Source organism: Tateyamaria rhodophyticola (assembly GCF_047777875.1).
In the GTDB taxonomy this organism is placed as follows: Bacteria; Pseudomonadota; Alphaproteobacteria; order Rhodobacterales; family Rhodobacteraceae; genus Tateyamaria.
Genome location: NZ_CP180519.1, coordinates 2,110,772 through 2,136,432 on the forward strand (window position 1 = coordinate 2,110,772; position 25,661 = coordinate 2,136,432).

Annotated in this window: 25 protein-coding genes; 11 read left to right on the forward strand and 14 right to left on the reverse strand. The window is 63.8% G+C overall.

The genetic code is table 11. The features are described 5' to 3' along the window. Nucleotides 1-29 precede the first annotated feature (29 nt). The 4 genes from ACERHN_RS11915 to ACERHN_RS11930 all read left to right on the forward strand — a co-directional run bounded on the left by ACERHN_RS11915 (nt 30) and on the right by ACERHN_RS11930 (nt 6,275). Nucleotides 30-1,358 carry an amidase gene (locus ACERHN_RS11915; RefSeq protein ID WP_415922732.1) on the forward strand — a complete coding sequence of 443 codons (1,329 nt, stop codon included), beginning with the start codon at nt 30-32 and terminating at the stop codon, nt 1,356-1,358. A gap of 200 nt (nt 1,359-1,558) precedes the next feature. Further along, the gene (locus tag ACERHN_RS11920; protein WP_415919246.1) at nt 1,559-2,740 is read left to right on the forward strand and encodes an aminotransferase class I/II-fold pyridoxal phosphate-dependent enzyme; all 1,182 of its coding nucleotides are present in this window, start codon (nt 1,559-1,561) and stop codon (nt 2,738-2,740) included. A gap of 13 nt (nt 2,741-2,753) precedes the next feature. After that, a complete protein-coding gene (locus tag ACERHN_RS11925) occupies nt 2,754-5,603 on the forward strand; it encodes a DNA translocase FtsK 4TM domain-containing protein (RefSeq protein ID WP_415919247.1) in 2,850 nt (949 codons plus the stop codon). Nucleotides 5,604-5,693: 90 nt separating this feature from the next. Then, complete coding sequence (locus ACERHN_RS11930) at nt 5,694-6,275, forward strand: LolA family protein (protein ID WP_415919248.1); 582 nt, start codon at nt 5,694-5,696, stop codon at nt 6,273-6,275. 37 nt (nt 6,276-6,312) lie between these two features. On the opposite strand, the gene ACERHN_RS11935 is transcribed toward ACERHN_RS11930, so the two are convergent. Continuing rightward, a complete protein-coding gene (locus ACERHN_RS11935) occupies nt 6,313-6,888 on the reverse strand; it encodes a lytic transglycosylase (RefSeq protein ID WP_415919249.1) in 576 nt (191 codons plus the stop codon). Between the two features lie 71 nt (nt 6,889-6,959). Beyond that, nucleotides 6,960-7,841, reverse strand: coding sequence for an AEC family transporter (locus ACERHN_RS11940; protein WP_415919250.1), 882 nt, complete (start codon nt 7,839-7,841; stop codon nt 6,960-6,962). Between the two features lie 85 nt (nt 7,842-7,926). Between ACERHN_RS11940 and hspQ the strand changes: the two genes are divergently transcribed. Further along, nucleotides 7,927-8,253, forward strand: a complete 327-nt coding sequence (gene hspQ / locus ACERHN_RS11945; protein ID WP_415919251.1) for a heat shock protein HspQ — start codon at nt 7,927-7,929, stop codon at nt 8,251-8,253. A gap of 95 nt (nt 8,254-8,348) precedes the next feature. Here the strand turns inward: hspQ and ACERHN_RS11950 are convergent, their stop codons facing one another. The 3 genes from ACERHN_RS11950 to ACERHN_RS11960 all read right to left on the reverse strand — a co-directional run bounded on the left by ACERHN_RS11950 (nt 8,349) and on the right by ACERHN_RS11960 (nt 11,414). Beyond that, a complete protein-coding gene (locus ACERHN_RS11950) occupies nt 8,349-9,911 on the reverse strand; it encodes a gamma-glutamyltransferase family protein (protein WP_415919252.1) in 1,563 nt (520 codons plus the stop codon). Nucleotides 9,912-10,615: 704 nt separating this feature from the next. Then, the gene (locus ACERHN_RS11955; protein WP_415919253.1) at nt 10,616-11,086 is read right to left on the reverse strand and encodes an ATP-binding protein; all 471 of its coding nucleotides are present in this window, start codon (nt 11,084-11,086) and stop codon (nt 10,616-10,618) included. Further along, entirely contained in the window at nt 11,076-11,414 is a 339-nt protein-coding gene (locus ACERHN_RS11960) for an STAS domain-containing protein (RefSeq protein WP_415919254.1), read from the reverse strand. The genes ACERHN_RS11955 and ACERHN_RS11960 overlap by 11 nt, the downstream gene beginning before the upstream one ends. A gap of 89 nt (nt 11,415-11,503) precedes the next feature. Between ACERHN_RS11960 and ACERHN_RS11965 the strand changes: the two genes are divergently transcribed. Further along, nucleotides 11,504-12,676 carry a thiolase family protein gene (locus tag ACERHN_RS11965; RefSeq protein WP_415919255.1) on the forward strand — a complete coding sequence of 391 codons (1,173 nt, stop codon included), beginning with the start codon at nt 11,504-11,506 and terminating at the stop codon, nt 12,674-12,676. Here the strand turns inward: ACERHN_RS11965 and ACERHN_RS11970 are convergent. The 7 genes from ACERHN_RS11970 to ACERHN_RS12000 all read right to left on the reverse strand — a co-directional run bounded on the left by ACERHN_RS11970 (nt 12,673) and on the right by ACERHN_RS12000 (nt 21,193). Then, nucleotides 12,673-13,995: a M16 family metallopeptidase gene (locus ACERHN_RS11970; RefSeq protein WP_415919256.1), complete on the reverse strand. Its 1,323-nt coding sequence runs from the start codon at nt 13,993-13,995 to the stop codon at nt 12,673-12,675. The two genes, ACERHN_RS11965 and ACERHN_RS11970, sit on opposite strands and share 4 nt — an antisense overlap. Continuing rightward, nucleotides 13,992-15,344 carry a M16 family metallopeptidase gene (locus tag ACERHN_RS11975; protein WP_415919257.1) on the reverse strand — a complete coding sequence of 451 codons (1,353 nt, stop codon included), beginning with the start codon at nt 15,342-15,344 and terminating at the stop codon, nt 13,992-13,994. Before ACERHN_RS11975 ends, ACERHN_RS11970 begins: the two co-directional genes overlap by 4 nt. 96 nt (nt 15,345-15,440) lie before the next feature. Continuing rightward, nucleotides 15,441-15,956 carry a DUF3035 domain-containing protein gene (locus ACERHN_RS11980; RefSeq protein WP_415919258.1) on the reverse strand — a complete coding sequence of 172 codons (516 nt, stop codon included), beginning with the start codon at nt 15,954-15,956 and terminating at the stop codon, nt 15,441-15,443. A 51-nt stretch (nt 15,957-16,007) separates the two neighbouring features. Next, a complete protein-coding gene (gene lspA / locus ACERHN_RS11985; protein ID WP_415919259.1) occupies nt 16,008-16,481 on the reverse strand; it encodes a signal peptidase II in 474 nt (157 codons plus the stop codon). Nucleotides 16,482-16,489: 8 nt separating this feature from the next. Beyond that, on the reverse strand, nt 16,490-18,073 hold the full coding sequence (gene purH, locus ACERHN_RS11990) for a bifunctional phosphoribosylaminoimidazolecarboxamide formyltransferase/IMP cyclohydrolase (RefSeq protein ID WP_415919260.1): 1,584 nt from the start codon (nt 18,071-18,073) through the stop codon (nt 16,490-16,492). A gap of 12 nt (nt 18,074-18,085) precedes the next feature. After that, on the reverse strand, nt 18,086-19,834 hold the full coding sequence (locus ACERHN_RS11995; RefSeq protein ID WP_415919261.1) for a heparinase II/III family protein: 1,749 nt from the start codon (nt 19,832-19,834) through the stop codon (nt 18,086-18,088). Nucleotides 19,835-19,909: 75 nt separating this feature from the next. After that, nucleotides 19,910-21,193: an RsmB/NOP family class I SAM-dependent RNA methyltransferase gene (locus tag ACERHN_RS12000; RefSeq protein WP_415919262.1), complete on the reverse strand. Its 1,284-nt coding sequence runs from the start codon at nt 21,191-21,193 to the stop codon at nt 19,910-19,912. A gap of 63 nt (nt 21,194-21,256) precedes the next feature. Between ACERHN_RS12000 and ACERHN_RS12005 the strand changes: the two genes are divergently transcribed. Then, nucleotides 21,257-21,445, forward strand: a complete 189-nt coding sequence (locus tag ACERHN_RS12005; protein ID WP_415919263.1) for a DUF1674 domain-containing protein — start codon at nt 21,257-21,259, stop codon at nt 21,443-21,445. Nucleotides 21,446-21,457: 12 nt separating this feature from the next. Here the strand turns inward: ACERHN_RS12005 and ACERHN_RS12010 are convergent, their stop codons facing one another. Beyond that, nucleotides 21,458-21,814, reverse strand: coding sequence for a dihydrodipicolinate reductase (locus ACERHN_RS12010; protein ID WP_415919264.1), 357 nt, complete (start codon nt 21,812-21,814; stop codon nt 21,458-21,460). Nucleotides 21,815-21,923: 109 nt separating this feature from the next. Continuing rightward, a complete protein-coding gene (gene dapB / locus ACERHN_RS12015; protein WP_415919265.1) occupies nt 21,924-22,739 on the reverse strand; it encodes a 4-hydroxy-tetrahydrodipicolinate reductase in 816 nt (271 codons plus the stop codon). Nucleotides 22,740-22,825: 86 nt separating this feature from the next. Here dapB and rbfA point away from each other — a divergent pair, with 86 nt between their 5' ends. The 4 genes from rbfA to ACERHN_RS12035 all read left to right on the forward strand — a co-directional run bounded on the left by rbfA (nt 22,826) and on the right by ACERHN_RS12035 (nt 25,594). After that, the gene (rbfA, locus tag ACERHN_RS12020; protein WP_415919266.1) at nt 22,826-23,221 is read left to right on the forward strand and encodes a 30S ribosome-binding factor RbfA; all 396 of its coding nucleotides are present in this window, start codon (nt 22,826-22,828) and stop codon (nt 23,219-23,221) included. Continuing rightward, nucleotides 23,221-23,952, forward strand: a complete 732-nt coding sequence (locus tag ACERHN_RS12025; protein ID WP_415919267.1) for a phosphodiester glycosidase family protein — start codon at nt 23,221-23,223, stop codon at nt 23,950-23,952. Before rbfA ends, ACERHN_RS12025 begins: the two co-directional genes overlap by 1 nt. 70 nt (nt 23,953-24,022) lie before the next feature. Further along, nucleotides 24,023-24,928, forward strand: a complete 906-nt coding sequence (gene truB / locus ACERHN_RS12030; protein ID WP_415919268.1) for a tRNA pseudouridine(55) synthase TruB — start codon at nt 24,023-24,025, stop codon at nt 24,926-24,928. Nucleotides 24,929-25,090: 162 nt separating this feature from the next. Continuing rightward, nucleotides 25,091-25,594 carry a hypothetical protein gene (locus ACERHN_RS12035; protein WP_415919269.1) on the forward strand — a complete coding sequence of 168 codons (504 nt, stop codon included), beginning with the start codon at nt 25,091-25,093 and terminating at the stop codon, nt 25,592-25,594. Nucleotides 25,595-25,661: the final 67 nt, after the last annotated feature.

Below are 25,661 nucleotides of genomic sequence, written 5' to 3' on the forward strand. Positions count from 1 at the left end.
CCGTTCGGGGCGATGGATTGGAGGGCGCGGTGCAGGATCTTTTTGACATGACAGCGGCCGGGATCGGCCGCGCCATTGCGTCGGGTGAGGCCGACCCGATTGATGTGACGGAACAGTATCTGGAGCGCATCGAGGCGCACGCCCTCAACGATCGGATTTATGCACGCCTGACGGCCGACCGTGCATTGGCAGAGGCGCGCGCGGCATCGGACCGGGCAAAGGCGGGCGCGCGGCTGTCGCCGCTGGACGGGGTCCCCATCAGCTGGAAGGACCTGTTCGATACGACAGGCGACGGGACCGAGGCCGGATCGCTGCTGTTGAAAGGGCGTGTGCCGGACCGCGATGCGGTTGTGTTGGCCAACGCCGCGGCGCAAGGGCTGATCTGTCTGGGCAAGACGCATATGAGCGAGCTGGCCTTTTCGGGTTTGGGCTATAACCCGTCCACGGCCACGCCGCCTTGTGTGAATGATCCGGATGCGGTTCCCGGGGGGTCGTCGTCGGGGGCGGCGGCGTCGGTGGCATTCGGGCTGGCCCCGGCGGCCATTGGATCGGACACGGGCGGGTCGGTCCGCATTCCGTCGGCGTGGAACGATCTGGTGGGGCTCAAGACGACATCGGGGCGGCTGTCGCTCGAAGGATGCGTGCCGCTGAGCCTCAAGTTTGACACGGTTGGGCCGTTGACCCGGACGGTCGAGGATGCCGCGTTGCTCTATGCCGCGATGGCCGGTGGCAGCGCGCCGGATTTGCGCGGGGCATCGATGACGGGCGTGCGGTTTGCGGCGTTGCAGACCGTCGTGCTCGATGACATCCGCGACGGCCCATTGGCGGCATATCAGGCTGTGGTGGAGCGGTTGCAGGAAGCAGGCGCAACGATTGTACCGTTGGAGGTGCCAGCGTTGTCGGGAGCCATGGCATTGTCCGGACCGCTCTACACGGGCGAGGCATATGGGCTGTGGCGTGACGTGATCGAAGCCAACCCGGAGGCCATGTATGCCGAGATTCTGGAGCGGTTCCGGGCGGGCGGCGGTGTCAGTGCGCCGGAGTATCACGCCGCGTGGTCCACATTGGAAGCCGCGCGCGCGTCGTGGGATGCCGCGGTGGCCCCGTTTGACGCGGTGCTGGCGCCGACGGCGCCGATCCTGCCCCCCGATCTGGCGCGGCTGAACAGCGACAGCGCGTATTACAAGACCGAGAACCTGATGGCGCTGCGCAATACGCGAGTGGGGAACCTGATGGGGTTGTGCGCGCTGACGCTGCCCACAGGCGTGCCCAGCTGTGGTATCATGCTGATGGGAAAACCGATGGGCGAGGCGGCGCTCTTGCGGCACGGGGCCGCGGCGGAGGCGGTGTTGCGGTAATCCAAAGGCCGCTGCGCGACACGGTTTATTTTCTGGAATGGGGGGGCTCCCCCCAAACCCCCCGTGGTATTTCTGGCCAGAAGAAGCTGCGGATTTGTCACGGCATCCGGTTTTGCTTTTGTTTTTCTGGACGGCGGAGTCCTGCTTGGGTTAATCTGGTGGAAACGGGGCGATAATGATCCCGAGACCGAGGCAGTTTCATGAAGTTTCCCGAGCGGTTTTCGAACCTTCCGGCTTATGCATTTCCGCGTCTGCGCGCTTTGTTGGATCATCACGCGCCCGGCGGTGATGTGGTGCACATGACCATTGGCGAGCCGAAACATGCGTTTCCGGCGTGGGTCACGGATGTGATCGCCGAGCATGCGGCCGGGTTCAACAACTATCCCCCGAACGAGGGTATCCCGGAGCTGCGGCAGTCGTTTTGCGACTGGCTGGGGCGGCGGTATGGGGTGTCGATGGACGCCGATGCCAATGTGATGCCGCTCAACGGTACGCGCGAGGGGCTCTACAACGCCGGGATGGCGCTGTGTCCCGAGGAAAAAAACGGGCAGCGGCCCGTGGTTCTGATGCCGAACCCGTTTTACCAGGTCTATATGCTGGCCGCGATTTCGGCGGGGGCGGAGCCGATCCTGGTGCCCGCCACGGCGGAGACCGGGCATTTGCCGGATTTTGCCTCTGTGGATGAGGCGCTGCTGAACCGGGCGGTGGCGTGTTACATGTGTTCGCCTGCGAACCCGCAGGGTGCTGTGGCGGATCGTGCCTATTGGCGTGATCTGATTGCGCTGGCCGAGCGGTATGATTTTCAGGTCTTTGCCGACGAATGTTATTCCGAGATCTACCGCGAGGTGCCGCCTGTCGGTGTGCTGGAATGCATGGAGGGTGCGGACCCAGAGCGCGTCGTGGCGTTTCATTCGCTGTCCAAGCGGTCGAACTTGCCGGGGTTGCGGTCAGGGTTCATTGTGGGTGGCCCCGCGACCATTCGCGAGGCCAAGCAATTGCGCACCTATGCGGGCACGCCGTTGCCCACACCGCTGCAACATGCGGCGGCTGCGGTCTGGGCCGACGAGGACCACGTGATCGACAACCGGGCGCAGTATCACGCGAAATACGATCTGGCGGATCAAACCCTTGGGCACGTGCCGGGTTATGCCGCACCGGAGGCCGGGTTTTTCCTGTGGCTGCCGGTCGAGGATGGCGAGGCCGCGGCGCTGGAGCTGTGGCAGAAGACCGGCGTTCGGGTGCTGCCCGGTGCCTATCTCGCGCGGGAAATCGACGGGTTGAACCCCGGTGACAGATATATCCGGGTGGCTCTGGTCGCCCCAATGGCAGACACCAAACGCGGGCTCGAGGCCGTGCGTGACGTGATCTATGCCGCAGAATAGACGAGGACGAGGCATGGCATTTCAGACACGGCGTGACCCGCTTTTTGATCCAAACACCAGTATGGCGCTGGAGCGCCGGGGGCGTGAGCTGGTGGGTATTGGCCTTTTTGTGGTGGGCCTGCTCGCCGCAGCGCTGATGCTCAGCTATACCCCTGCGGATCCCAGCTGGATCGCGGCGACGGATGCGCCGGTGCAGAATTGGCTGGGGCGTCCGGGCGCGTCGATTGCCGCACCTCTGTTCCTGATCGGCGGGTGGGGCATGTTTGCCTTTGCGCTGGTGCTGATGGTCTGGGGCGCGCGCTTTGCGCTGCACCGGGGGCAGGAGCGCGCGCTGGAGCGGTTGATTTTCGCGCCGATTTTCGTGGCGTTTGCTGCCGTTTACGCCTCTACTTTGCAGCCAGGTGCGGAATGGGTTGCGACCCATGCGTTTGGCTTGGGCGGTCGCGGTGGTGACACCGTTCTGGCGATGATGCTGGCGGTTCTGCCGCTTGGGTCGAGCTTTGCGGTCAAGCTGATGTCGCTTTTGATGGCTGCGGGTGTGTTGGTATTTGGTGCGTTTGTGCTGGGCTTTACCCGCGCTGAGATCGTGCGTGTTGCACGGTTCCTGTTGGTGGGGCTGGTTGTGACCTATGCCGCGCTGATGGCTCTGCTGGGGCGCAGCGCGTCCGGGACGGCCGCGTTGGCGCGCGGCATGCAGGAACGTCAGGCGGCGCGCCGTGAGGAACGGGCCGCCGCAGCCGCTGAGGCCGAAGCCTATGCGCAGAGCGTGCCCGCGATGCCTGAATTCCTTGACGATGCACCCATGCCGGAGGAAAAGCCCGGATTGCTGGCGCGGATGCCCGCGCTGATCAAGCGGGCCGAAACGCCGCCCGATGTGATGCCGGAACCCGAATGGGTCGAAACCGCGCACGCGCCCGAGGCCGAAGCGCCAAGTGACGCGCGCATCAGCGCCAAGATTACGGACGTCATCAAATCACGCGTGCGCGCCAATCCAGCTGTGCGGGTTGAGGCGGTTGCCCCGCTCACACGTGGCCGCGGCCGTGGCCCGGAGCCTCTGATCGCGGACACCGGTCCGCGGGTCGGTTTGCCGCCTGAACCACCTTTGACGGCTGCACCAATTGCGGCACAGCCTCTGGCCGCGGCACAGCCCTTGGCCGCAGAAGAGCCCGTGATTGATCATGACGACATGGCGTATTTCGAAACGCCCGAGCCTGTTGCGGCCCCTGTGGCCCCGCGCATCCCCACGCCGGAGCCCCGAAAGGTCGTGCAGCAACCCACGCGCAAGCCGGTCCAACCCAGCACCCGCGCGCAGCTTGAGGCGCAGCCAAAGCTGAAATTCGAGGACACGCATCCCGGGTTTGAGTTGCCGCCGCTGAACCTGCTGGAAAGCCCGACCTCGATCCAGCGGCACCACCTGAGTGACGAGGCGCTGGAAGAAAACGCCCGGATGCTGGAAACCGTGCTTGATGACTATGGCGTGAAGGGCGAGATCGTGTCGGTCCGTCCCGGCCCCGTGGTCACCATGTACGAGCTGGAGCCTGCACCGGGTCTCAAGGCCAGCCGGGTGATCGGTCTGGCAGACGATATCGCACGGTCCATGGCGGCGCTGTCGGCCCGTGTGTCGACCGTGCCGGGACGGTCCGTGATCGGGATCGAACTGCCCAACGAGAACCGCGAAAAGGTTGTCCTGCGCGAAATCCTGGCCAGCCGTGATTTTGGCGATGGCAATCAGAAGCTGCCGCTTGCCCTGGGCAAGGACATTGGCGGTGATCCTGTGGTCGCGAACCTTGCCAAGATGCCTCACCTTCTGATCGCCGGGACCACCGGGTCCGGTAAGTCGGTGGCGATCAACACCATGATCCTGTCGCTCCTCTACAAGTTGACGCCCGAGGAATGCCGGTTGATCATGATCGACCCCAAGATGCTGGAACTCAGCGTCTATGACGGCATTCCGCACCTTCTGTCGCCCGTTGTGACCGACCCGAAAAAGGCGGTCGTGGCCCTGAAATGGGTCGTGGGCGAGATGGAGGAACGCTATCGCAAGATGTCCAAGATGGGCGTGCGCAACATCGACGGCTACAATGGCCGGGTGAAGGATGCGCTGGCCAAGGGCGAGATGTTTAGCCGCACGGTGCAGACCGGGTTTGACGATGAAACCGGGGATCCGATTTTCGAGACCGAGGAATTCGCGCCCGAGGCGATGCCGTACATCGTCGTGATCGTGGACGAGATGGCCGACCTGATGATGGTCGCGGGCAAGGAGATCGAGGCCTGCATTCAGCGTCTGGCACAGATGGCGCGGGCATCGGGTATCCACCTGATCATGGCAACACAACGCCCGTCCGTGGATGTGATCACCGGCACGATCAAGGCGAACTTCCCCACGCGGATTTCCTTCCAGGTGACGTCGAAAATCGACAGCCGTACGATCTTGGGAGAGATGGGCGCCGAACAGCTGCTGGGCATGGGTGACATGCTTTATATGGCGGGCGGGGCCAAGATTACGCGCTGCCACGGCCCGTTTGTGAGCGATGAAGAAGTCGAAGAGATCGTGAACCACCTCAAGGCCTTTGGCGCGCCGGATTACGTGTCGGGTGTCGTGGACGGGCCGGATGAGGACAAGGAAAGCAATATCGACGCTGTCCTTGGCCTTGGCGGCAACACGGATGGCGAAGACGCGCTTTATGATCAGGCGGTGGCCATCGTCATCAAGGATCGCAAATGTTCGACCTCTTACATTCAGCGCAAGCTGGCCATCGGTTACAACAAGGCCGCCCGCCTCGTTGAGCAGATGGAGGACGAAGGCGTGGTCAGCAGTGCCAACCACGTGGGCAAGCGCGAGATCCTCGTTCCTGAGCAGTAAAGCGCCCGCTGTTATCGCATATCAACGGTCTTGGCCCTATATGGTTAAGCCAAGACCAATGATGCAAAGGATGCGAGTGGTATGGTATTCATGAAACGTGTGATCGGTGCGGTGCTGGCGCTGTCGATGGCCCCGGCGGCCATGGCGGAAAAGCTGCCTCTGTCGGCGATTTCATCCTACCTCAACGATCTCAAGACGGCGCAGGCCACGATCACCCAGATCAATGATGATGGATCGGTGAACACTGGCAAATTGCTGCTGAAGCGGCCCGGGCGGATGCGGTTCGAATATGACGACCCGAATGCGGCCCTGATCCTGGCGAGCGCGAATGCGGTCTATATTGTGGATCCCAAGTCGAACCAGCCGCCGGAGACATATCCCCTGCGCCGGACGCCCCTGTCGCTGATCCTGGCGCGGAATGTGAACCTGTCACAGGCGAACATGGTCACCGGACACAGCTTTGATGGCACAGCGACGGTTGTGACGGCGCAGGACCCTGAACACCCCGAATATGGCAACATCCAGATGAAGTTTACGGGCAACCCGGTCGAGCTGCGTCAATGGGTGGTCAATGACAGCGGCGGTGGATCGACCACGGTCGTGCTGGGCGCGCTGGAAAAGGGCGGCAACCTGTCCAACCGACTGTTTCAGCCGCCAAGCCGCGGGAACTGAGTAAAAAAAGGCCGGGCGCAATGCCCGGCCTTTTTGATTAACAGCTGCGCAATTGGCGCGCGTACATGACGGACCTTTGGTCCACTTCGCCCGCCACACGGACCAACCACGATTTCGCACGGTAGCTGCCGCGGGCATAGCCCGAGCGCCCCTCGTGATAGGCGAGGTACTGGTTGCGCGCGTCGGTCTTTGAAATTCCAAGGCGGCGTTCGGTTTCAGCCATGTACCAGCCCATGAAATCCGTCGCATCACGGATGCGGTCCCGGCGGGCGCTGCGCTTGCCTTGTTGCTGCACATATTCGTCCCACGTGCCGTCCAGCGCCTGGCTGTAGCCAAATGCACTGGACTGCCGCCCGATGGGAATGACCCCGGCGGCATAGCGGAACGGCGTGCGCGCGTCCGACTTGAACTTGGATTCCTGGTAGATGGTGGCCATCTGCACATGCACTGGCACACCCCATTTGCGTTCCGTGGCCTTGAAGGCCCTTAGGTATTCCGGGCGCTCGCCGACAATGGAACAGGCGTTGTCGAGGTTGCGCGGGGATGTCCCCGAACCGCCACCACAGCTCGCTGCCAAAAGTACCAGTGCCAAAGCGCGAAAGAGTTTGCTCATCTGCCTCACTCGCCTTGTTATGTTTTTTTGAAAGTTTAGCGGAAAATGCGCCCTTTGGAAATCACGATTTCTTAAAGGAGGAGCGCGAGGAGCAGGGGCAAGGCGGCGACCGACATCATGGTGGAGGCCACCACCAGACCGGCCACATCTTGTGCCGCAGCGCCGTATTTTTCCGCCAACATATACGACGTCACCGCCACCGGCGTCGCAACCTGCAGAACCAGCACGCCAAAGGCTATCGGCTCAAGCTGGAAATAACGGCCCACGACCCACGCGATACCGACGCACAGGATCAGCTTGACCGCCGAAAGGACGGCGGCGCGCATCATCCCCTTGGGCGACAGGCGCGCCACCGCAACCCCCAGCGTGATCAGCATCAGCGGAATTGCCATCTGCCCGATCAGTTCGAGCGTATTGGTGAGGAACACCGGCGTCTCCCAGCCCTGCACCATGAACAACCCACCCAGCAGCGTGGCCCACACCAACGGCTCGCGCAGCACCTTGGTCAGCGCGCCACTGCCCGCCACCAGCGAAATGCCGTAGGTGAAGGACCAGATCGCCATGATCGCGAACACGATGATCGCATAGCTGAACCCGACCTCCCCATAGGCAAAGAGCGCCAGCGGCAGGCCGAGGTTGCCCGTATTGCCAAAAATCAGCGGTGCGGCATAGGTTCGGCGTTCCAACCCCAGCACATGCACCAGCGCCAGACAGGCGAGCGTGACCGCGCCGTAAGCCATCACCGCCGCCGCCGACAGGGCCGTCAGCGCCGCGGGATCAATCTGTGTCTGCATCAGCGAGACAAAGATCAGGCACGGCACGCTGAGCGTCATGGCAAGTTGTGTGACGAACTGGATCCGGTACTCCAACCCGACCTTCACCCATGCAAACCCGATCGCCGCCAAAAGAAAGACGGGGGCGACGATTTCCAATACTGTTACGGCTAGGTTCACAGACTGTTTCCAGCGAATTCGTGCTCAAATGTTGGACAATTGTCCCTTGCACCGTGTAGTCACGACCGGTAGGGGGCGCAATGTTATGCTGAGTACGCGCGCAAAATATCACTTGGGCCAGGTTGTCCGTCACAAGAAGCACCCGTTTCGCGGTGTTGTCTTTGACGTGGACCCCGAATTCTCCAACACCGACGAATGGTATGAGGCGATCCCAGAGGACAGCCGACCCAAAAAAACGCAGCCGTTCTATCACCTGCTCGCTGAAAATGACCAAAGCTACTATGTGGCGTATGTGTCCGAGCAGAACCTTGTGGCGGACTATTCCGGTCAGCCGGTCGACCACCCGGACATTCCGGACCTGTTCGGCCCGTTCGAGGATGGGTCATACCCGCTGCACTTCCAGCTGAATTGACCCCTCAGCGGTTCGAGAGACTGTCAAACCGCTCATGACCTTCGCCGCTCATGGGGCAGGCGATGCGTTGTACTTCAACGATAGCCTGTGACGCCTCAGTAGCCCAACGCGCACCCGTCCTTGCGCGGATCGCTTGCCCCTTCGAGCGTGCCGTTGTCATGGATCGCGATTGCCTGCGCGCCACCAATGGCGGTGTCTGGCACGCTGACGTTGTGCCCCCTGTCGGCAAGCTCTGCGCGCACCGCGTCTGAATACCCTCGCTCGACCTTCATGTCGCCCGCATCCGAAAACGCGCGGGGGGCATCGATGACGGCCTGCGGGTCCAGATCGAAATCCGTGAGGTTCGAGACAAAGCGCGCGTGCCCGTTGGGCTGGTACGCCCCGCCCATGACGCCAAACGGCATGTACGGTTTACCGTTCCGGGCCAGCATGCCGGGGATGATCGTGTGCATGGGGCGCTTGCCGCCCTGCAATTCGTTCGCGTGACCCTGTTCCAGGGTGAACCCGGCACCACGGTTCTGCATCAGGATCCCGAACCTGTCCGATGCGATGCCGGACCCGAACCCGTGATAGATCGAATAGATCAGCGACACGGCCATGCGGTCGCGGTCCACGACGGTGATATAGATCGTATCCTTGTGCACCGCTTCGCTGAGCTGTGCGGGACTGTCCATCGCCCGCTTTGGATCAATGAGCGCGGCAAGCTGTGCCGCCGTTTCCGGCGCCAGCATGTGGTCGAGATGTGTGGTGTGATCGGGGTCCGCCAGAAACCGATTGCGTGCGTCATAGGCCAGTTTTGCTGCTTCGGCCTCGATATGTGCGCGGTCCGCGCCCCATGCGTCCATGCCCGCGATGTCGAAATGCTTGAGAATGTTCAGCATCAACTGCGCAGTGGCGCCTTGCCCGTTTGGGGGATGCTCGAACAGGGTCACGCCGTTGTAGTCGCTCTGCGTCGGGGTCGTGTCCGTGGCCGCGGTCGCTGCAAAGTCGTCCATCGTGTGCAGGCCACCCATGGCGCGCAGTTTGGCCACCATATCCTCGGCCACTTCGCCAGCGTAGAACCCATCCCGTCCCTGTTGCGCGATACGGCGCAGCGCTTCGGCCTGCGGGGGGCAGGAGAACAGGTCGCCGGTTTTGCGTTGTGCATAGACGTCGCGCGCATTGCCTTGCAGCGTGCCAGAGTCATTGGCCCAGTCGAACGCCACGCGCGCCGCCACGGGCACGCCCGTTTCGGCATAGTGGATCGCGGGGGCCAGCAGCCGGTCGATACCCAGCGTGCCCACCCGTTCCGACAACGTGCAAAAGGCGTCGATGGCACCGGGAACGGTGACGGCGTGGGCGCTGTGAATGGGGACGGTGCTGTGCCCGCTTGCGCGCAGCGTGTCCGCGCTCAACGCCGCGGGCGCGCGCCCGGACCCGTTGAGCGCGTGCATCGTGCCGTCCGGGTCAGACCACAGGACAAAGCAATCGCCGCCGATGCCCGTCATTTGTGGTTCGCAAATGCCCAGAAGAACTGCGCCCGCAATCGCGGCGTCCATCGCGTTACCGCCAGCTTTCAACGTCTCAATGGCCGTTTGTGCCGCCAACGGATGGGATGTTGCGCACATACCAGACGTGGCCAATACGGCCGACCGGCCCGGCAAGTGAAAATCGCGCATGTCTGGGGACCCCTTCGTCTGTTCCCGCGTAACCTAGTGGCTGGGGCACAGTTGTCCATATGGGGTAAGGCCTCGGTGCCGCGCACTGGGTGGGGGCAATTTCACGCGACACCGAGGGAAGCCATATGCAGCTACAGGCAACGGTATGACGTTCGATCTGGGCAGGAATGTGAAAAGACGGCGACCGTTTTGCGGTTTCGACCGTAGGCAAACCTCCAACATCTCAAGCACCAATCCGGGGGCGGTTTTGCGGTTATCAGAGCAGCTTTACAAGCGGCTGGACAAGGATGTGTGCGCGCGGCAACCAAACGCGGATGCGTCGCCATTGCAGACGCTTGCGGGCGGTGGGGCGCTAACCTGCTACATTGGTCAAGACGACACAACAGATCTCAAATGCCGGTCAATCCAATCCGCGGCGTCGTTTTTTCGCTTGTCAAAATGGCGCTACAAATGGCCCAAGACGGATGGGTGTGTCCCGCAACTCACCATTGAAGCGCCGCCATCACAGGATCTTTTGGACCGTCCGTCACCGGCCTGTTTTGCAGGCCACAAACAGACGCGGCGTTTCAGGTACCACACATGCCAAGCCGGGGAGTTAAGCGCTGGCGTTTGGCACAGGAGCGTCTGTAGGCGCCAAGCCCGATTGGCTGTCCTTGGCAGCGCAGCAATTATCATAGCCGCTGGCGTACCAGCCGCCTGACGGTTCAGCCTGCGAGGGCGAGGCGGAACGTCAATTGGTTTGCGTCGCCGACGCGGCAATAGGTGACGTCCTTCGCAAGATCCTTGATCAGAAACCAGCCAAACCCGCCTTCGGGCAAATCCACAAAGTCGACATCGAGATCAACCGGCAATCCGATCGGCGTCACACCGTCCGGCATCGGGCGACCCGTATCATTGATCCGGAATCGCAAGCCGTCGGTGTGCTTGCTGCACCAGACGTTGATCGGCCCGGGCGTGTCGCCGGGGGGATAGGCGTGCTCCACGATGTTGTTCATCGCTTCGGCCAAGACCAGCTCAATCGTGCCCTTTTCCTCAAGATCGAGCCCCAGCGGGGTGAGCGCCTCCAACAGTGAGGCGAGCGCTTCGCGCACTGCGAACTCTCCGCTGGTGATCGAGATTTCAACGTCTGTCGGGGTGTGCGGGGCGGGCATGTTCAGGGTTCCGTTATGCAGCATGCGCATCCAACGCGGTTTCAAGGGTTGGAAAGACGCCAAAAACACTGTCCATGCGCGTCAACCGAAACACCTTGTCGACAGTAGGGGTCAGCCCGGCCAGTACCAGCCGCCGCTCCTGCCCCATATGCTTCATCGAGGCGACAATTGCGCCCAAACCGCTCGAATCGATAAATTCCACCGCGCTCAGGTCCAGAATGACCGTCGGACAGGGTGTATCGGTGGCCTGCCGCATGGAATCCTTGAACTCAATGGCGACAGCCGCATCAATCCGCGCGCTGTTGACCGCGACGATTTGCAGATCACCGTTGGTCTGACTGCTCAACTCCATCTTTGCGCCTCATGCTTGCCTGCGTTACCCATTGCTTAGAGCGCAAACCTTACCAATCTGTTGCAGCGCTCAAAGCAGGAGGCCGGGATATGGAAAACGTGGTTATTGCAGGGGCGTCGCGCACGCCCATGGGTGGCTTTCAGGGGGCCTTGAGCGGCCTGAGTGCTGCGCAGCTGGGTGGCATGTCCATTGCTGCCGCGCTCGCGGATGCGCGGGTTCAAACGGTGGACGAGGTGCTGATGGGCTGCGTGCTGCCCGCCGGACAGGGACAGGCACCGGCACGGCAGGCAGGGTTTGCCGCGGGGCTTGGCGAAGAGGTGCCAGCCACCACGCTCAACAAGATGTGCGGGTCGGGCATGAAAGCCGCGATGATGGGATTTGATCAGATCGCGCTGGGCCACGCGACCACGATGGTTGCCGGCGGGATGGAGAGCATGACGAACGCGCCCTATCTTTTGCCCAAAATGCGCGGCGGGGCGCGGTTGGGCCATGGGCAGGTGGTGGATCACATGTTCCTCGACGGGCTGGAGGACGCGTATGACAAAGGGCGTTTGATGGGCACCTTTGCCGAAGACTGCGCCGAAACCTATCAATTCACACGCGATGTCCAGGATGAATATGCGCTGGCGTCGCTGGCCCGCGCGCAGGAGGCCATTGCCAGCGGTGCCTTTGCCGATGAGGTCAGCCCGGTCACGATCCGCACCCGCAAGGGCGATGTTGTCGTGGCCGAAGATGAACAACCGGGCACCGCGCGCCCTGAAAAGATCCCGCACCTGAAACCGGCGTTCCGCGACGGCGGTACGGTGACGGCGGCCAACGCGTCATCCATCTCGGACGGGGCGGCGGCGCTTGTTCTGGCGTCGGAACGCGCGGCAGAGGCGCAAGGCATGAACATCCGTGCACGCATCGTTGGCCATGCCAGCCATGCGCAGGCGCCGGGCCTTTTCACCACGGCGCCGGTGCCCGCCGCCCGCGCGCTGATGGAGCGTATCGGCTGGACCAAGGACGATGTCGACCTGTGGGAGGTGAACGAAGCCTTTGCCGTGGTCCCGCTGGCCTTCATGCGGGAAATGGGCCTCAATCATGACGTGGTCAATGTGAACGGCGGGGCCTGCGCGCTTGGTCACCCGATCGGGGCGTCGGGCGCGCGCATCATGGTCACGCTCCTGAACGCGCTGGAGCGGCGCGGGCTAAAGCGGGGCATCGCGGCCATCTGCATCGGTGGCGGCGAAGGCACCGCCATCGCCATCGAACGGACCTAGCCGTCGGGGTTGGTCGTCTCCAGCCCGTCCGGCTGGCCGACGATCACAAAATGCAGCGCGTCGGGTGTCAGCAATTCGGCAGCCACGCGGTTCACATCGTCAAGCGTCACGGCATTCACCTTGTCGTTGCGCGTGGCGATGTAATCAATCGGTAGGCCCAGCATCTGCATGCCCACCATGATCCGCGCAATGGGCCCGTTGCCGTCAAATTGCAGGGGATAGGAGCCGGTCACAAAGGTCTTGGCCGCGTCCACCTCTTCCTGCGTGAACCCGTCATTTGCGGCGCGCGCCCATTCGTCCCGGATCACAGTCACAGCGTCCGCGACGCGGTCATTGGCCGATGCAACCTGACCCTGCAACGTGGCGGCATGATCGCGCGGCACGAGGAAGGAATAGACGCCATAGGTCAGCCCGCGTTTCTCACGCACTTCGGTCATCAGGCGGCTTTCGAACCCGCCTGCGCCGAGGATCTGGTTCAACACCCGCGCCGCAAAGAAATCCGGGTCATCCTGTTCGATCCCCGGCTGACCAAAGATGGCGACCGACTGGGGCGTGTCAAAGTCGATAACGGTTGTGCCACCTTTGATATTCACCGGCGCGGGACCGGGCTGTGGCGCGCCTGTTTCCGGCAATGCGCCCAACAGGGTGTCCAGCAGCGGGCCAAGCTCTTCGGGTGTGATATCCCCGACGGCCCCGACATACAGACGGTCGCGCGCAAACACGGCCGCGTGCGCAGCCACAAGATCATCGCGCGTCAGCGCCGCAACGCTGTCCAGCGTGCCGCGGTAATTGGAGGCATAAGGATGGTCGCCATAGGCCATCTCGCTGAACGCGCTGCGTGCAATGCGGCCGGGGTCCTTGGCATCGGACCGCAGTCCCGTCAGCACCTGTTCCCGCACCCGGTCAATCGCGTCTGCATCGAACCGGGGCTCGATCAGGGACGACCGGACCAGCGCCACGGCCTCGTCCCGGTTTTCGGTCAGGAACCGCGCGGATACGGACAGGGCATCGACACCGATGTCATATTCCACCGACGCCGCCAGCCCTTCAAGTTCGCGGGCAAAGGCACGCGCATCCAGATCCCCAGCCCCCTCTTCGAGAAGGCCGGTCATCAGGTTGATCGCCCCGCGCGTGTCGGGATTGTCCAGCGAGGCACCGCCCCGGAACCGCAGTTCCAGCGCCATGAAGGGGATCGACGGCTCCTGCACCAGCCACGCGGTGATGCCACCGGGGCTGACCACTTCTTCGATCTGTACCTCGGCGCGGGCCGGCAGGCTGGCAAGGAACGACAGGATCAGCGCAAACGCAAAACGGGTCATTGGGTCACCTCGTTGGTTTCAGGGCGGGTCAGCCAGCCGGTCACGGACGCATCGCGGTTCAGAACCTGACGTGCCGCGTCCATGATTTCTTCGCGGGTGATGGATTGCAGGATGTCGGGCCACGCCTGCACATCCTCGACCGTGAGGCCAACGGACAGCGCCGCCCCGTAGCGCCGCGCGATGCGGTCCACATCATCGCGGGCATAGATCTGGCTGGCGCGCAGCTGGTACTTGATCCGGTCCAGCTCTTCGACATCGAACCCTTCGACGAGGAACTGTGCCAGCGTGGCGTCCATCGCCTCTTCGGCCTCTTGCAGGCTCACGCCTGGTGATGGCAGGATCACCACGTCGAACGTCGTGTCATCCAGCGAAACGCCACGGTAGAACGCGCCGGTAAACACGGCCTTCTGCGTCTCGAATTGCAGCTTTTCGGTCATGAAACTGGTCTGCCCCCCGCCCAGCACCTCGGCCAGCAGGGTCAGCGCCGCAGCGGCCCGCTGATCACCGGGATCACGCTCAGGCGCGAGGTAGGAGCGGCTGACATATTCCTGCGCCACGCGCGCATCGCGGTAGATCAGGCGACGTTCCGCGGTCTGGGGTGGCTCCGCGCTGCGCACGCGTTCGGGCAGGTCGGGGTTCGCGGGGATCTTGCCATAGTGCTCTTCGGCCAGCGCCAGCACCTCTTCGGCCTGCACATCGCCGGACACCACGAGAATGGCGTTATTCGGATAGTAGTGCGTGTTGTAAAAGCCAAGCGCGTCGGCCTTGTCCAACGTCTCCATCTCGTGGCGCCAGCCGATGATCGGCACGCCGTAGCGATGGTTGAGATATTGCGCGGCATTCATCTGTTCGCCGAACAGGGCGCGGGGGTTGCTGTCGGTGCGCTGGTTGCGTTCCTCGAGGATCACGTCACGTTCTGTCGCCACGTTTTCATCGGTAAAGTTGATGTTGCGCATCCGGTCCGCTTCCATCTGCATCATCAGTCCAAGACGGTCCGATGCAACGCGCTGGAAATACGCGGTATAGTCGTAGCTGGTGAACGCGTTGTCCCGCCCGCCATTGGCGGCAACCACCGCGGAAAACTCACCGTCTTCCAGCGTATCGGTCGCCTTGAACAACAGGTGTTCGAGGAAATGCGCCACGCCGGACGATCCCACGGGTTCATCGGCAGACCCTGCGCGATACCACAGCATGTGCTGCACCACGGGCGCGCGGTTGTCCTCAACCACGATGATTTCAAGACCATTGTCGAGCGTGAAGGAAGACACCGCTTCCTCCTGCGCCTGCACGGGCGCAAGGGACAATGTGGAAAGGGCAAACGCACCAAGCGTTGCGCGCAAACGGATCATGGCAAGTCCTGACATTTCGTGTCGCTCACTAACAAATACGGCGACCCGCCCCGCGTTCAAGCGGTGCTGGCACATTCGTGAGGATGCCGCGTTGGATCAGCGCCGGCGACGGCGCGGGGGCGGCGCGGAGGGTGTGGGGATACCGGCGCGGCGGAACTGCTCGGCAGTGCGCGCGGGATCAAGCGACTGGCGGCGGTAGATCTGCGCATACACGTCTTCGCGGAAGATGCGGATATTTGTCAGGCGACGCTGACGGTCGCGGAACCGCTGGTCAGCGGTGGCCAGCGTGCTGCGAATGCCCGCCTCGCGCCCGAAGCGGCCCGTGTGGTTAACCAACGCGGCGTCGCGTCCCGGGATGGCTGCGGTGGGCGACGTGGCCTGACCGCCAAGTGCTGCGACAACATCCTCGAGCGGGCGCTGATCCGTGCGGTTGCTCCCGCCCGGCGTTGGCTCTGGCAGCGCGGAATAGCTGGTGGGTTCTTCCAGCGGCTTGGCAGGCACAATCGTGAAGTCGTCCGGGCCATCGCCCTGGCTGCGCAGATTGCGCAGGTTGGGCTCGCCACAGGCGCTCAGCAAGGTCACCGCCGCAAGGGCAAAGGCGATCAGCCGCATGGTGCATTCCTCTTGTCGTTGCCCCGCATTATCGCAGCTTGGCACCCCATGTCACGCACCCTTTTCCCGCGTCTTGCCCTCTTGGGCAAAGAACACGAGACCAAAGGCACCGGCAAAGATGAATATATCGGCCACGTTGAACACAAACGGATTGTCGATGCCGCAGCACGACATGTTGAGAAAATCCAGAACATAGCCATAGACGAGCCGGTCGAGCACATTGGCGAGTGCTCCCCCGATCAGCATCCCGGCGCTCAGCTGTGCAAGGCGCGGCTGCGGGTGACGCCGCATCCAGTAGAGAACTGCGACACAGATCAGCACCGCAACCGCGATCAGGCCCCAGACCGGAATGCCATAGCCGAGGCCGAAATTGATGCCCCGGTTTTCGCCATAGATGAACCGCAGAAACGGTGGGGCGACGTCGATGGATTTGAACGGGGACACGCCCATGACGTGGATCACCAGGTATTTCGATACCTGATCCAGCCCAAAGGCCAAAACCGCGCTGATCCACAAAAGTCGCATGGGGGTCCTTAATGCCGGAAGTGGCGCATGCCGGTAAAGACCATGGCAAGGCCCGCTTCATCCGCTGCCGCGATCACCTCGTCATCCCGCATCGACCCGCCGGGCTGGATCAGGGCGGTCGCCCCGGCCTCTGCCGCGGTCAGCAGGCCATCGGCAAAGGGAAAGAATGCGTCCGATGCCACAACGGACCCTTGGGTCAGCGGCGCGGGCAGGCCGATCGCCTCGGCCATGTCCTGCGCCTTGCGGGCGGCGATGCGGGTGCTGTCCACGCGGCTCATCTGGCCTGCGCCGACGCCGACCGTTGCCCCGTCCTTGACGTATATGATGGCGTTCGATTTGACGTGTTTGGCCACGGTCCAGGCAAAGAGCATGTCCGACAGTTCCTGTTCGGACGGGGCGCGTTTGGTCACGACCTTCAGATCATCGCGGGTGATCCGTCCCACGTCCTTGTCCTGCACGAGGTATCCGCCCGACACCTGCTTGACGGCAAGCGCGGCCTGATCTGCCTGCGCCAACCCACCCGTAGTCAGCAGGCGCAGGTTCTTCTTGGCCTTGAACAGCTCAATCGCCGCATCGCTCGCCCCCGGAGCGATCACCACCTCGGTAAAGATGCCGGTGATCTCGCGCGCAGTCTCTTCGTCCAGCGGCTGGTTCAGCGCGATGATCCCGCCGAAGGCACTCGTGCGGTCACAGTCAAACGCGCGGCCATAGGCCTCTTGCAAGGTCGCACCCGTGGCCACGCCGCACGGGTTGGCATGCTTGATGATCGCGCAAGCCGGGCCTTGCCCCGCAAACTCGCTGATCAGCTCGAACGCCGCATCGGTATCGTTGATGTTGTTATAACTCAGCGCCTTGCCCTGATGCTGCGTCGCCGTGGCGACACCGGGCCGCGCGCTGCCATCGGTATAGAACGCAGCCGCCTGATGCGGGTTCTCGCCATAGCGCAGCTCCTGCGCCAGCGTCCCGCCAAAGATGCGGCGGCGCGGCGTGCCGTCCACCTGTGCCGCCATCCATGTGCTCACGGCGGTGTCATAGGCGGCAGTGCGGGCATAGGCCGTCTGCGCCAGACGCTGACGCAGAGCATAGGGCGTCTGACCCCCGTGCGTGTCCAATGCCTCGAGAACGACACTGTAGTCTTCGACATCCACCACCACGGTCACATCCCCGTGGTTCTTGGCCGCCGACCGGATCATCGCAGGCCCGCCAATGTCGATGTTCTCGATGACTTCGTCATAAGCCGCGCCCTTGGCCACGGTTTCCTCGAACGGATAGAGGTTCACGACCACCAGATCGATGGGGGCGATGTCATGCGTCTCCATCGCGGCGACATGTTCGGCGTTGCCGCGCAGTGCCAGCAGACCGCCATGCACAACCGGGTGCAATGTCTTGACCCGGCCATCCATCATCTCGGGAAACCCGGTGGCGTCGCTCACGTCCTGCACATCCAACCCCGCCTCGCGCAGGGTGCGGGCCGTGCCGCCCGTGCTCAAAAGCGCTATGCCATGCCGTGCAAGCGCTGTGGCAAAATCCACCAATCCGGTCTTGTCGGAAACGGAAATCAGCGCGCGGCGCATGGGGGCGAGATCGGTCATGGGCAGTCTGTCCTAGTCTTCGGGCATGGTGCCCGGTTCTTCGCGGGCAAGGTCGCGGATGCCAATGGCAGTTTCCTGCGCCTTGGACAAGGACCACCGCACCCGCGTGGCATAGTTCAGCGCCCGCCCCGACAGGACAATCTGCAACGCCCCGCGCGGTTTCAGCCGGCCCCTTTCCAGAAAAACGCTCGCTTGAAGGTCCAGCGATTGCGTCCCGTCATGCCGGAACACCCAGATTTCACCGCTCTTGAGCGCCATGGACACCGCCGCCCCGCCCAGGTCGATTTCCGCATCGACCTCCGGATGCAGGTGAAACCGGATGTCAAAGGGGATGCCCGCCAGCTTGCGCGCATCCATTACCTTGTCGAACACACGCTTTTCGCTGTCCTCCATTGCGAGCAGCATGTCTTCACCGGCCAGGCCCCGCCCGTCAAAGGTCATCTCGATCTGGCGCGCGTGGGTCAGACCGTGGGTCCTGAGGTATCCGTCATGGCCGCCCTGAAACCGCAAACCATCGGGCGCATGGCTGACCTCGATCGGCACGTGGACCGGCGCATCCATCAGAATCTCGCGCGCGGTGCGCTTTTCCGCGTCGCCCAACCGCGCGCTGGAATAGCCGTCAAGGCACAGCGTCGAATGCGACGGCGTCGCCCGCCCGGCCCGTCGCCAGTCGGCGCCGAAACTCGCCCCCGATCCGCAATTCACGATCAGCGGTCGCCTGCCAGAGGTCAGCTCGAACGCAAGCGTCGAGGCGTGGGCATTGTGGCTTGCCTCCGGTCGGGGCGGGGCGGCGGCGTCGACGATCACCGACGTGCGCCCCGCACTCAGCCGCGCAAACCCCATGGACAGGCCGTCAGGCGCGCTGGTCTTGATCCCGGAGGCGGCCAGCGCGTGGTCCAGCCACCCTTCCTGCCCCCGTCCCCCGCCGTGAAACCGCGCAAGGCTGCCGTCGGAATGGCGCAAGGTGCGCAAGGTGGGGGCGATCCGCTCGACCGCGGCCCGGTGTGCGTCGGGCACGGGTGTGCCGCTTTCGTCCAGTGCTGCGGCGGCCCATGTCAGCAGCGTAAAGACGTCCAGCAATTCCTCGGGGTTGCGGGTCGGCAATCCGCCCTGTTCGTCAATCTGCTGCGCGCATTCCTGACCCAACGCGCTGATCGCGGGGGCGGCGAGGTCCTGCAACCCATCCAGTGCAAGCCCGGCATAGATCAACCCGGTCAACGCCTCGAACCGGGGCAGGCCGGGGGCCGCCGCGTGCCAGCGTTTCGACAGGAACTGCGTCTGCTGCGCCAGCGACAGGAAAAAGGCGTCTGACGGTGCCTGTTCCTGACTGCGCAGTACAAACAGCGCGTGGTTGATCCACCGGATCAAGCGCCGCCCGGTCAGATCGGGTGTCCAGCCCGGCCCGCTGCCGCGCCCGTACCGGTCGATCCAGCCCCAAAGCCAGTCCTGAGCCAGATCCCGCGTGGACACGTCGCCCACCGCTGCCAGATCATCCAGCCACGCAAAGCCGTGGATCGCGTTTTGATAAGCGCTGTCGGGGGCGGGCACATCCCAGACGATGGTGCCCTGTGCCTCGATCAACGACCCCGCAAACAGGTAATTGCCCGCCACCAACTGCCGCCCCTTGGCAAAGCTGCCGATGGTGCGCGGCTCTGGCGCGGACACGAATGCAGTCGCGGCCCGCGCCTTTGTCGCGCGACGGGCGTGCCAACGGTTCAGAAACCTGGCTTTGCGGGCGGTGAACCCGGTGCGGGTGGACATCGATATTGCCTCAATGCGTCTCTTCTGGCGCTTTGGCGGCACTCTACCGTGCGGACCGGATCAAGTCACGCGTTCTCAGCCGTCCTTGCGCAGCATCGCGATATAAAACCCGTCCATGCCACCCATATCGGACCAATGGTCTGGCCGCAGGCGCAGCCCGCCTTCTTCGGTGATCCATGCCGGATCAATACCGGGCCGGTCCAGCGCGCTGCGGTCCACGCGCAGCCCCTTGTGCCGGTCCAGTGCCTCGTCCACCTGCACCTCGCCCTCATCGGGCAACAGCGAACAGGTGCAAAACACCAGCCGTCCGCCGGGTTTCAGCAGGCGCAGCGCCCGGTCGATCATCTGGGCCTGCAATCCCATCAGGGTTGCGAAATCCGACCCGTCCTTGGCGTGGGGCAGGTCGGGGTGACGCCGCATCGTGCCGGTCGCGGAACAGGGCGCATCCAGCAGGATCGCGTCATACGCGCCCGTCGCGGTGAGCGCATCGCCCACGACAGCCTCGGCCGTCAGCTTGGTGCGGATCAGGTTTTGCCGCACCCGCTCCATCCGCCCGTCCGATATATCGAGCGCCGTGACCTGCGCGCCGGTCGTGGCCAGCTGCAATGTCTTGCCCCCCGGTGCCGCGCACATGTCGAGAACCGCTTCGCCCGGTTGTGCATCGAGGATGCGCGCAGGCATCGCGGCGGCGGCGTCCTGCACCCACCAATCGCCCGCGTTGAAACCGGGCAGGGTGGTCACCTGCCCCGGATCGGCCAGCCGGATTGACCCTGTGGGCAGGACCGTACCGCCCACCTGGGCGGCAACCGCATCGGCATCCCCCTTGGCGGTCAGGTCCAGCGGCGCGCCCGCGAAATGGGCGCGCTCCATCGCGGCCAGGCCCGCGCTGCCCCATGCCTCGACCAGCGGACCGCGCAGCCATTTGGGCATACGTGGCACCCGCAGCGTGCCCCAGTCCTCGGGCGCGGTGCGCGCCATTTTCCGCAGCACCGCATTCACCAACCCCTTGAGGTGCCCATAGCGTTTGTGCCCGGCAATGATGTTGACCATGTCATTGACCACACCGTGCGCGGCCGCCCCCTGCGCCAGCTCGACCGTGCCGATGCGCAACGCGTTGCGCACGGTCAGATCCGGGTACTTCTGCAGGTTCTTGTGCAAGAGCCGGTCCGCCCGTTCGAGCCCCCGCAATGTTTCATTGGCCAGCCGTTGCGCACGGGCGCGGTCGGAAGGGTCCAGACGGTCCAGCGTGCCCGCCCCCAGCAGCTCCGCCATCAGCTTGCCTTCGCCGATGATCTGATCCAGCAGGTAGATCGCGCTGCGCCGTGCGGGGATGCCCTGCTTGCCTTTGGGGTCTGTCATGGCTGGCCTTTGTTGGAATACGCCCCACTTGCCGAGGCTAAGGCGCGCCGTATATCAAGCGGTATGACACGCGAAAACCCCGATCTGCCCAAAGACCTGCCGCCCGCGGCCCAACGCGCGCTGGCCGAGGCCGAAGAGCGGCGCAAGGCGGCCAAGGCGCTGGAGCTGCCCCCCGAACTTGGCGGGCGCGACGGGCCGGAACCCGTGCGCTATGGCGATTGGGAGAAAAAGGGGATCGCGGTCGATTTCTGACCGCGGCGTGGCTTAGCGCAGGCGGAACATCGCGGAATCACCCGCGCCGCGGTCCGATGTGAACTTGATCCGACCGTCCTGCGTCGCCTTCACTTCCTGACAATTGTAGCCAAGCGCGTCGCCGCCCCAGAAGAGGTCGCGGCAGAAATAGCCGTTTTGCCACGACCACGAGCCCTCAACATCCCACCGTGCGCCACGGCCTTCGATGCGGCCATCGGGCGTCACCTGGATCTTGATCAGGGGGCGTGTCAGCGTCTTGTCCTTGATCAATGTCACGAATTCCTGCTGGCTCTCGACCTTCTTCAGGTCGGCCAGGGCAGGCGTGGACAGGGCAAAAGCGGCGGCAACAGTGGCAACGAACAGGCGCATGTGAGAAACCTCATGGCAACAGGGTACTGATTACAGATACGCTCCTACACGCCGATTGGTTCACCGCCGGGGTGAAAAAGTGGACATTTCATGACCGGTTAATCGGCGGTTAATCGCGCAAGCCCAACACGTCGACCATGTCATATTCGCCAGGCGCCTTGCCCTGACCCCACAACGCGGCCTTCAGCGCGCCGCGTGCAAAGATGCCCCGGTCCGTCGCCATATGCCGCAACACGATACGTTCGCCCGGCGCGGCGAAAAGCACGTCATGCTCGCCCACGATGTCGCCCCCGCGAATGGCGGTAAAGCCGATGTCGCCGCGTTTGCGCGCCCCGGTGATCCCGTCCCGACCCGAATCCCGCACATCGCGCAGATCGACACCGCGCCCTTGGGCTGCGGCCTCACCCAGCATGAGGGCGGTGCCCGACGGGGCGTCGACCTTGTGATGGTGGTGCGCCTCGATCACTTCGATATCGAAATCCTCATCCAGCGCCGCCGCCACCCGGCGGGTCAGCTGGGTGAGCAGGTTCACGCCAAGGCTCATGTTGCCCGCCCGCACGATGGCGCAATGCCGGGATGCCGGTTCAAGTGCGGCGATCTGATCATCCGTCATGCCGGTTGTGCCGATCACGTGCACCGCACGCGCCTGTGCCGCCACATGGCTGAGCGCGATGGTCGCCTCCGGCGCGGTGAAATCAATCAGGGCCTGCGCGTTCGCCATCGGCTCCAGCGGATCGTCATAGACCATCACGCCCGTCGGCTGACCACCCGTCACCGTGCCCAGATCCTGCCCGATCCACGCATGTCCGGGCCGCTCCAGCACACCGGCCAGATGCGCCGCATCGCTTGCCGCGATCGTTTCGATCAGCATTTGACCCATGCGGCCCGATGCGCCCGCCACCACGATCCCGATCCCGTCCGCCATGTCCATCTTCCCCTTGGCAATGTTCCGCTGTCCTACCGTGTGCCGCGCCGCTTGGCAAAGGGCAGGCAACCGCTTAGATGGGGGCGATGGCAAAGAACAAGTTTCATGACGGGCCGGGGCCCTCTCAGCGACAGCTGCGCGTTGGCGAATTGATCCGCCGGACGCTGGCCGAAGTGCTGGCGCGCGGTGACGTGCACGACCCCGACCTCAACCGCATGTCCATCACCGTGGGCGAAGTGCGCACCTCGCCCGACCTCAAGATCGCCACCGCCTATGTGCTGCCCTTGGGCGGGGACGGGCAGGACGAAGTGCTCAAGCTGCTGGCCCGCAACAAGGGCGAGTTGCGCCGGGCCGTGTCCAAGAAGCTGGCGCTGAAATTCGCGCCAGACCTGCGGTTCCAACTGGACGAGACGTTTGACCGCATGGACGACACCCGCCGCATGTTCGCGCAGGATGCGGTGCGCCGGGACACGCAGGACTGATGCGCGCGCTCACCGCGCTTTTCCTGCTGTGGGCCGCGCCCGCGCTCTCCGCCACCTGCGAGAACGTCCGCTTTGCGGGCAACGGCTATACCGTCTGTACCGTCCTGCCTGCCACCGAAGAGTTGCGCCTGTTTCTCTATGACGACGCGGGCGATCCCCTGGGTCAGTTCAGCGCCGTGGACCGCGCGCTCAGGGCCGAGGGCAAGCAGCTGGGCTTTGCGATGAACGCGGGCATGTATCACGACGACCGTGCGCCCGTGGGCCTCTATGTCGAGGAGGGCAAGGAGGTGATGCGGGTGATCCCGAATGCGGGCCCCGGCAACTTTGGCCTGCTGCCCAACGGCATCCTGTGCCTGCGCGCAGGAAGGGCCGATGTGATCGAAACCCTGCGCTATGTGAATGAGGCACCCGATTGCACGCACGCCACGCAATCCGGTCCCATGTTGGTGATCGACGGCGCGCTGCACCCCCGGTTTCTGCCCGACAGCACCTCGCGCTTTGTGCGCAACGGGGTCGGCACCACGGCGGATGGCACGCGCGCCGTGTTTGCCATCTCCAACACCGCTGTGACCTTTCATGAATTCGGTACGCTCTTTCGCGACCACCTCGGGCTGCCCAATGCGCTGTTTCTGGATGGCAACATCTCGCGCCTCTATGCGCCGGACCTGAACCGCAGCGATTTCGGCTTTTCCCTCGGGCCCATTGTCGGCACGGTCACGCCCGCCGATTGACGCCGATTGACAAGGCCGCCCGGCCCGCGATACCCGGCGGCGCATTCACGCAAGAACAGGTAGGCAAGGCATGGGCCGTTCCCGCAAAGGACGCGATATCTCCGGTTGGTTGGTGGTGGACAAGCCTGCGGGCCTGACCTCCACGGCGGTGGTGAACAAGGTCCGCTGGGCGTTGCAGGCGAAAAAGGCCGGGCACGCGGGCACTCTAGATCCAGAGGCGACCGGAGTGCTGGCCGTGGCCCTGGGCGAGGCGACCAAGACCGTGCCTTACGTCACCGACGCGCTCAAGGCGTACCGCTTTGTCGTGCGGCTGGGGCAGGCGACCAACACCGATGATGCCGAGGGCGAGGTGATCGCGCAGTCGGACGCGCGCCCCTCGGATCAGGAGATCAAGGACGCGCTTGGCGGCTTTGTCGGCGACATCCAGCAGGTCCCGCCCAAGTTTTCCGCCGTCAAGATCGACGGCCAGCGTGCCTATAAACTGGCCCGCGATGGCGAGGATGTGGAGATTGCCGCGCGTCCCCTCTGGGTCGATGAACTGGTCATGACGGACCGCCCCGACGCCGATCATGTCGAGCTTGAGATGGTCTGCGGCAAGGGCGGCTATGTCCGGTCCATTGCGCGCGAGCTCGGCGCGGCCCTTGGGTGTCATGGCCACGTGCTGCGACTGCGCCGCATCTGGTCCGGTCCGTTCGAGGCGTCCGATGGCCTGAGCTTTGACCAGATCGAGGCGCTGGCCCAGACGCCCGACCTTGATGCCCACATCCGCCCCGTTGCCGAAGGTCTCGCCGAACTGCCAGAGCTGCGCGCAACCCCCGAAGGTGCCGTGCGCCTGCGCAACGGCAATCCCGGCATGGTGATGGCCAGCGATGTGGAATACGGGGACGAGGCGTGGGCGTCGCTCGACGGGGTGCCGGTGGCCGTTGGCCGTTACAAGGCCGGGGAACTGCACCCGGCGCGGGTCTTCAACCTGTAACATTTCGGGTCTGGCAGCGATGTTTGTCCGCCCGCACAGGGTCAAAGTGTTACAGAACCGCCCGTTCTGATCAGCGCTGCGTGAGCGGGCTATCAATTAGGAACTGATTGGTCCAAATCTGTTGCATCACGACAAACAGACATCCAATCGGAGAGACAGATCATGACCCGCACACCGCTTCAAACCGCAGGCATCGTATTGACCGCCGGCGCCTTTGCCACCATCGCCTTTGACGTCTTCGGTCAGGCCCTCAGCCCGCTTCTGGGCTATGCCAAACTGGCACCCGTGGGCCTCGCCGGTGCCTCGATCAAGGCGATCTTTGGCGCGAACCCGTCGGGTGCCGCCTACCTGCTGCACGCTCTGACCGGGCTGGTGTTCTACGCGGTTGGTTACTTTGCCATCGCCCGCCCGATCCAGCAGGCCGTCATGCCGCGCCTGCATTGGTCGGTCACAGCCATTGCCTACGGCGTCGCCCTGTGGGTCTTCGCTCTGTATGTCATGGCGCATCTGGTGACCGGCAACAAACCCTTCCTCGGCTGGACCGGCATCACATGGGTCGCGTTGTGGGGGCACATCGTCTATGCCCTGATCGCCGCCGGCATCATGGAGGCCAAGGGCGCCGTGCTGACCCTGCGCCGTGACGTGGTGGCCGTCCCGGCCGAGTAACCCCCATCACTGCCCCAGAGCCGTCCCGTCCTCCCCGGGGCGGCTCTTGCCGTTGCGCGTGCCCGCT

Coding starts and splice junctions, on each gene's coding strand:
- rbfA (WP_415919266.1), top strand. CDS start 22,826: ATGGCAAAGAACAAGTTTCATGACGGGCCGGGGCCCTCTCAGCGACAG.
- dapB (WP_415919265.1), bottom strand. CDS start 22,739: ATGGCGGACGGGATCGGGATCGTGGTGGCGGGCGCATCGGGCCGCATG.
- truB (WP_415919268.1), top strand. CDS start 24,023: ATGGGCCGTTCCCGCAAAGGACGCGATATCTCCGGTTGGTTGGTGGTG.
- ACERHN_RS11965 (WP_415919255.1), top strand. CDS start 11,504: ATGGAAAACGTGGTTATTGCAGGGGCGTCGCGCACGCCCATGGGTGGC.
- ACERHN_RS12005 (WP_415919263.1), top strand. CDS start 21,257: ATGACACGCGAAAACCCCGATCTGCCCAAAGACCTGCCGCCCGCGGCC.
- ACERHN_RS12035 (WP_415919269.1), top strand. CDS start 25,091: ATGACCCGCACACCGCTTCAAACCGCAGGCATCGTATTGACCGCCGGC.
- ACERHN_RS11920 (WP_415919246.1), top strand. CDS start 1,559: ATGAAGTTTCCCGAGCGGTTTTCGAACCTTCCGGCTTATGCATTTCCG.
- ACERHN_RS11935 (WP_415919249.1), bottom strand. CDS start 6,888: ATGAGCAAACTCTTTCGCGCTTTGGCACTGGTACTTTTGGCAGCGAGC.
- hspQ (WP_415919251.1), top strand. CDS start 7,927: ATGCTGAGTACGCGCGCAAAATATCACTTGGGCCAGGTTGTCCGTCAC.
- ACERHN_RS11950 (WP_415919252.1), bottom strand. CDS start 9,911: ATGCGCGATTTTCACTTGCCGGGCCGGTCGGCCGTATTGGCCACGTCT.
- ACERHN_RS11970 (WP_415919256.1), bottom strand. CDS start 13,995: ATGACCCGTTTTGCGTTTGCGCTGATCCTGTCGTTCCTTGCCAGCCTG.
- ACERHN_RS11995 (WP_415919261.1), bottom strand. CDS start 19,834: ATGTCCACCCGCACCGGGTTCACCGCCCGCAAAGCCAGGTTTCTGAAC.
- ACERHN_RS11980 (WP_415919258.1), bottom strand. CDS start 15,956: ATGCGGCTGATCGCCTTTGCCCTTGCGGCGGTGACCTTGCTGAGCGCC.
- ACERHN_RS11930 (WP_415919248.1), top strand. CDS start 5,694: ATGAAACGTGTGATCGGTGCGGTGCTGGCGCTGTCGATGGCCCCGGCG.
- ACERHN_RS11975 (WP_415919257.1), bottom strand. CDS start 15,344: ATGATCCGTTTGCGCGCAACGCTTGGTGCGTTTGCCCTTTCCACATTG.
- ACERHN_RS11955 (WP_415919253.1), bottom strand. CDS start 11,086: ATGCTGCATAACGGAACCCTGAACATGCCCGCCCCGCACACCCCGACA.
- ACERHN_RS12010 (WP_415919264.1), bottom strand. CDS start 21,814: ATGCGCCTGTTCGTTGCCACTGTTGCCGCCGCTTTTGCCCTGTCCACG.
- ACERHN_RS11960 (WP_415919254.1), bottom strand. CDS start 11,414: ATGGAGTTGAGCAGTCAGACCAACGGTGATCTGCAAATCGTCGCGGTC.
- purH (WP_415919260.1), bottom strand. CDS start 18,073: ATGACCGATCTCGCCCCCATGCGCCGCGCGCTGATTTCCGTTTCCGAC.
- ACERHN_RS12025 (WP_415919267.1), top strand. CDS start 23,221: ATGCGCGCGCTCACCGCGCTTTTCCTGCTGTGGGCCGCGCCCGCGCTC.
- ACERHN_RS11925 (WP_415919247.1), top strand. CDS start 2,754: ATGGCATTTCAGACACGGCGTGACCCGCTTTTTGATCCAAACACCAGT.
- ACERHN_RS12000 (WP_415919262.1), bottom strand. CDS start 21,193: ATGACAGACCCCAAAGGCAAGCAGGGCATCCCCGCACGGCGCAGCGCG.
- lspA (WP_415919259.1), bottom strand. CDS start 16,481: ATGCGACTTTTGTGGATCAGCGCGGTTTTGGCCTTTGGGCTGGATCAG.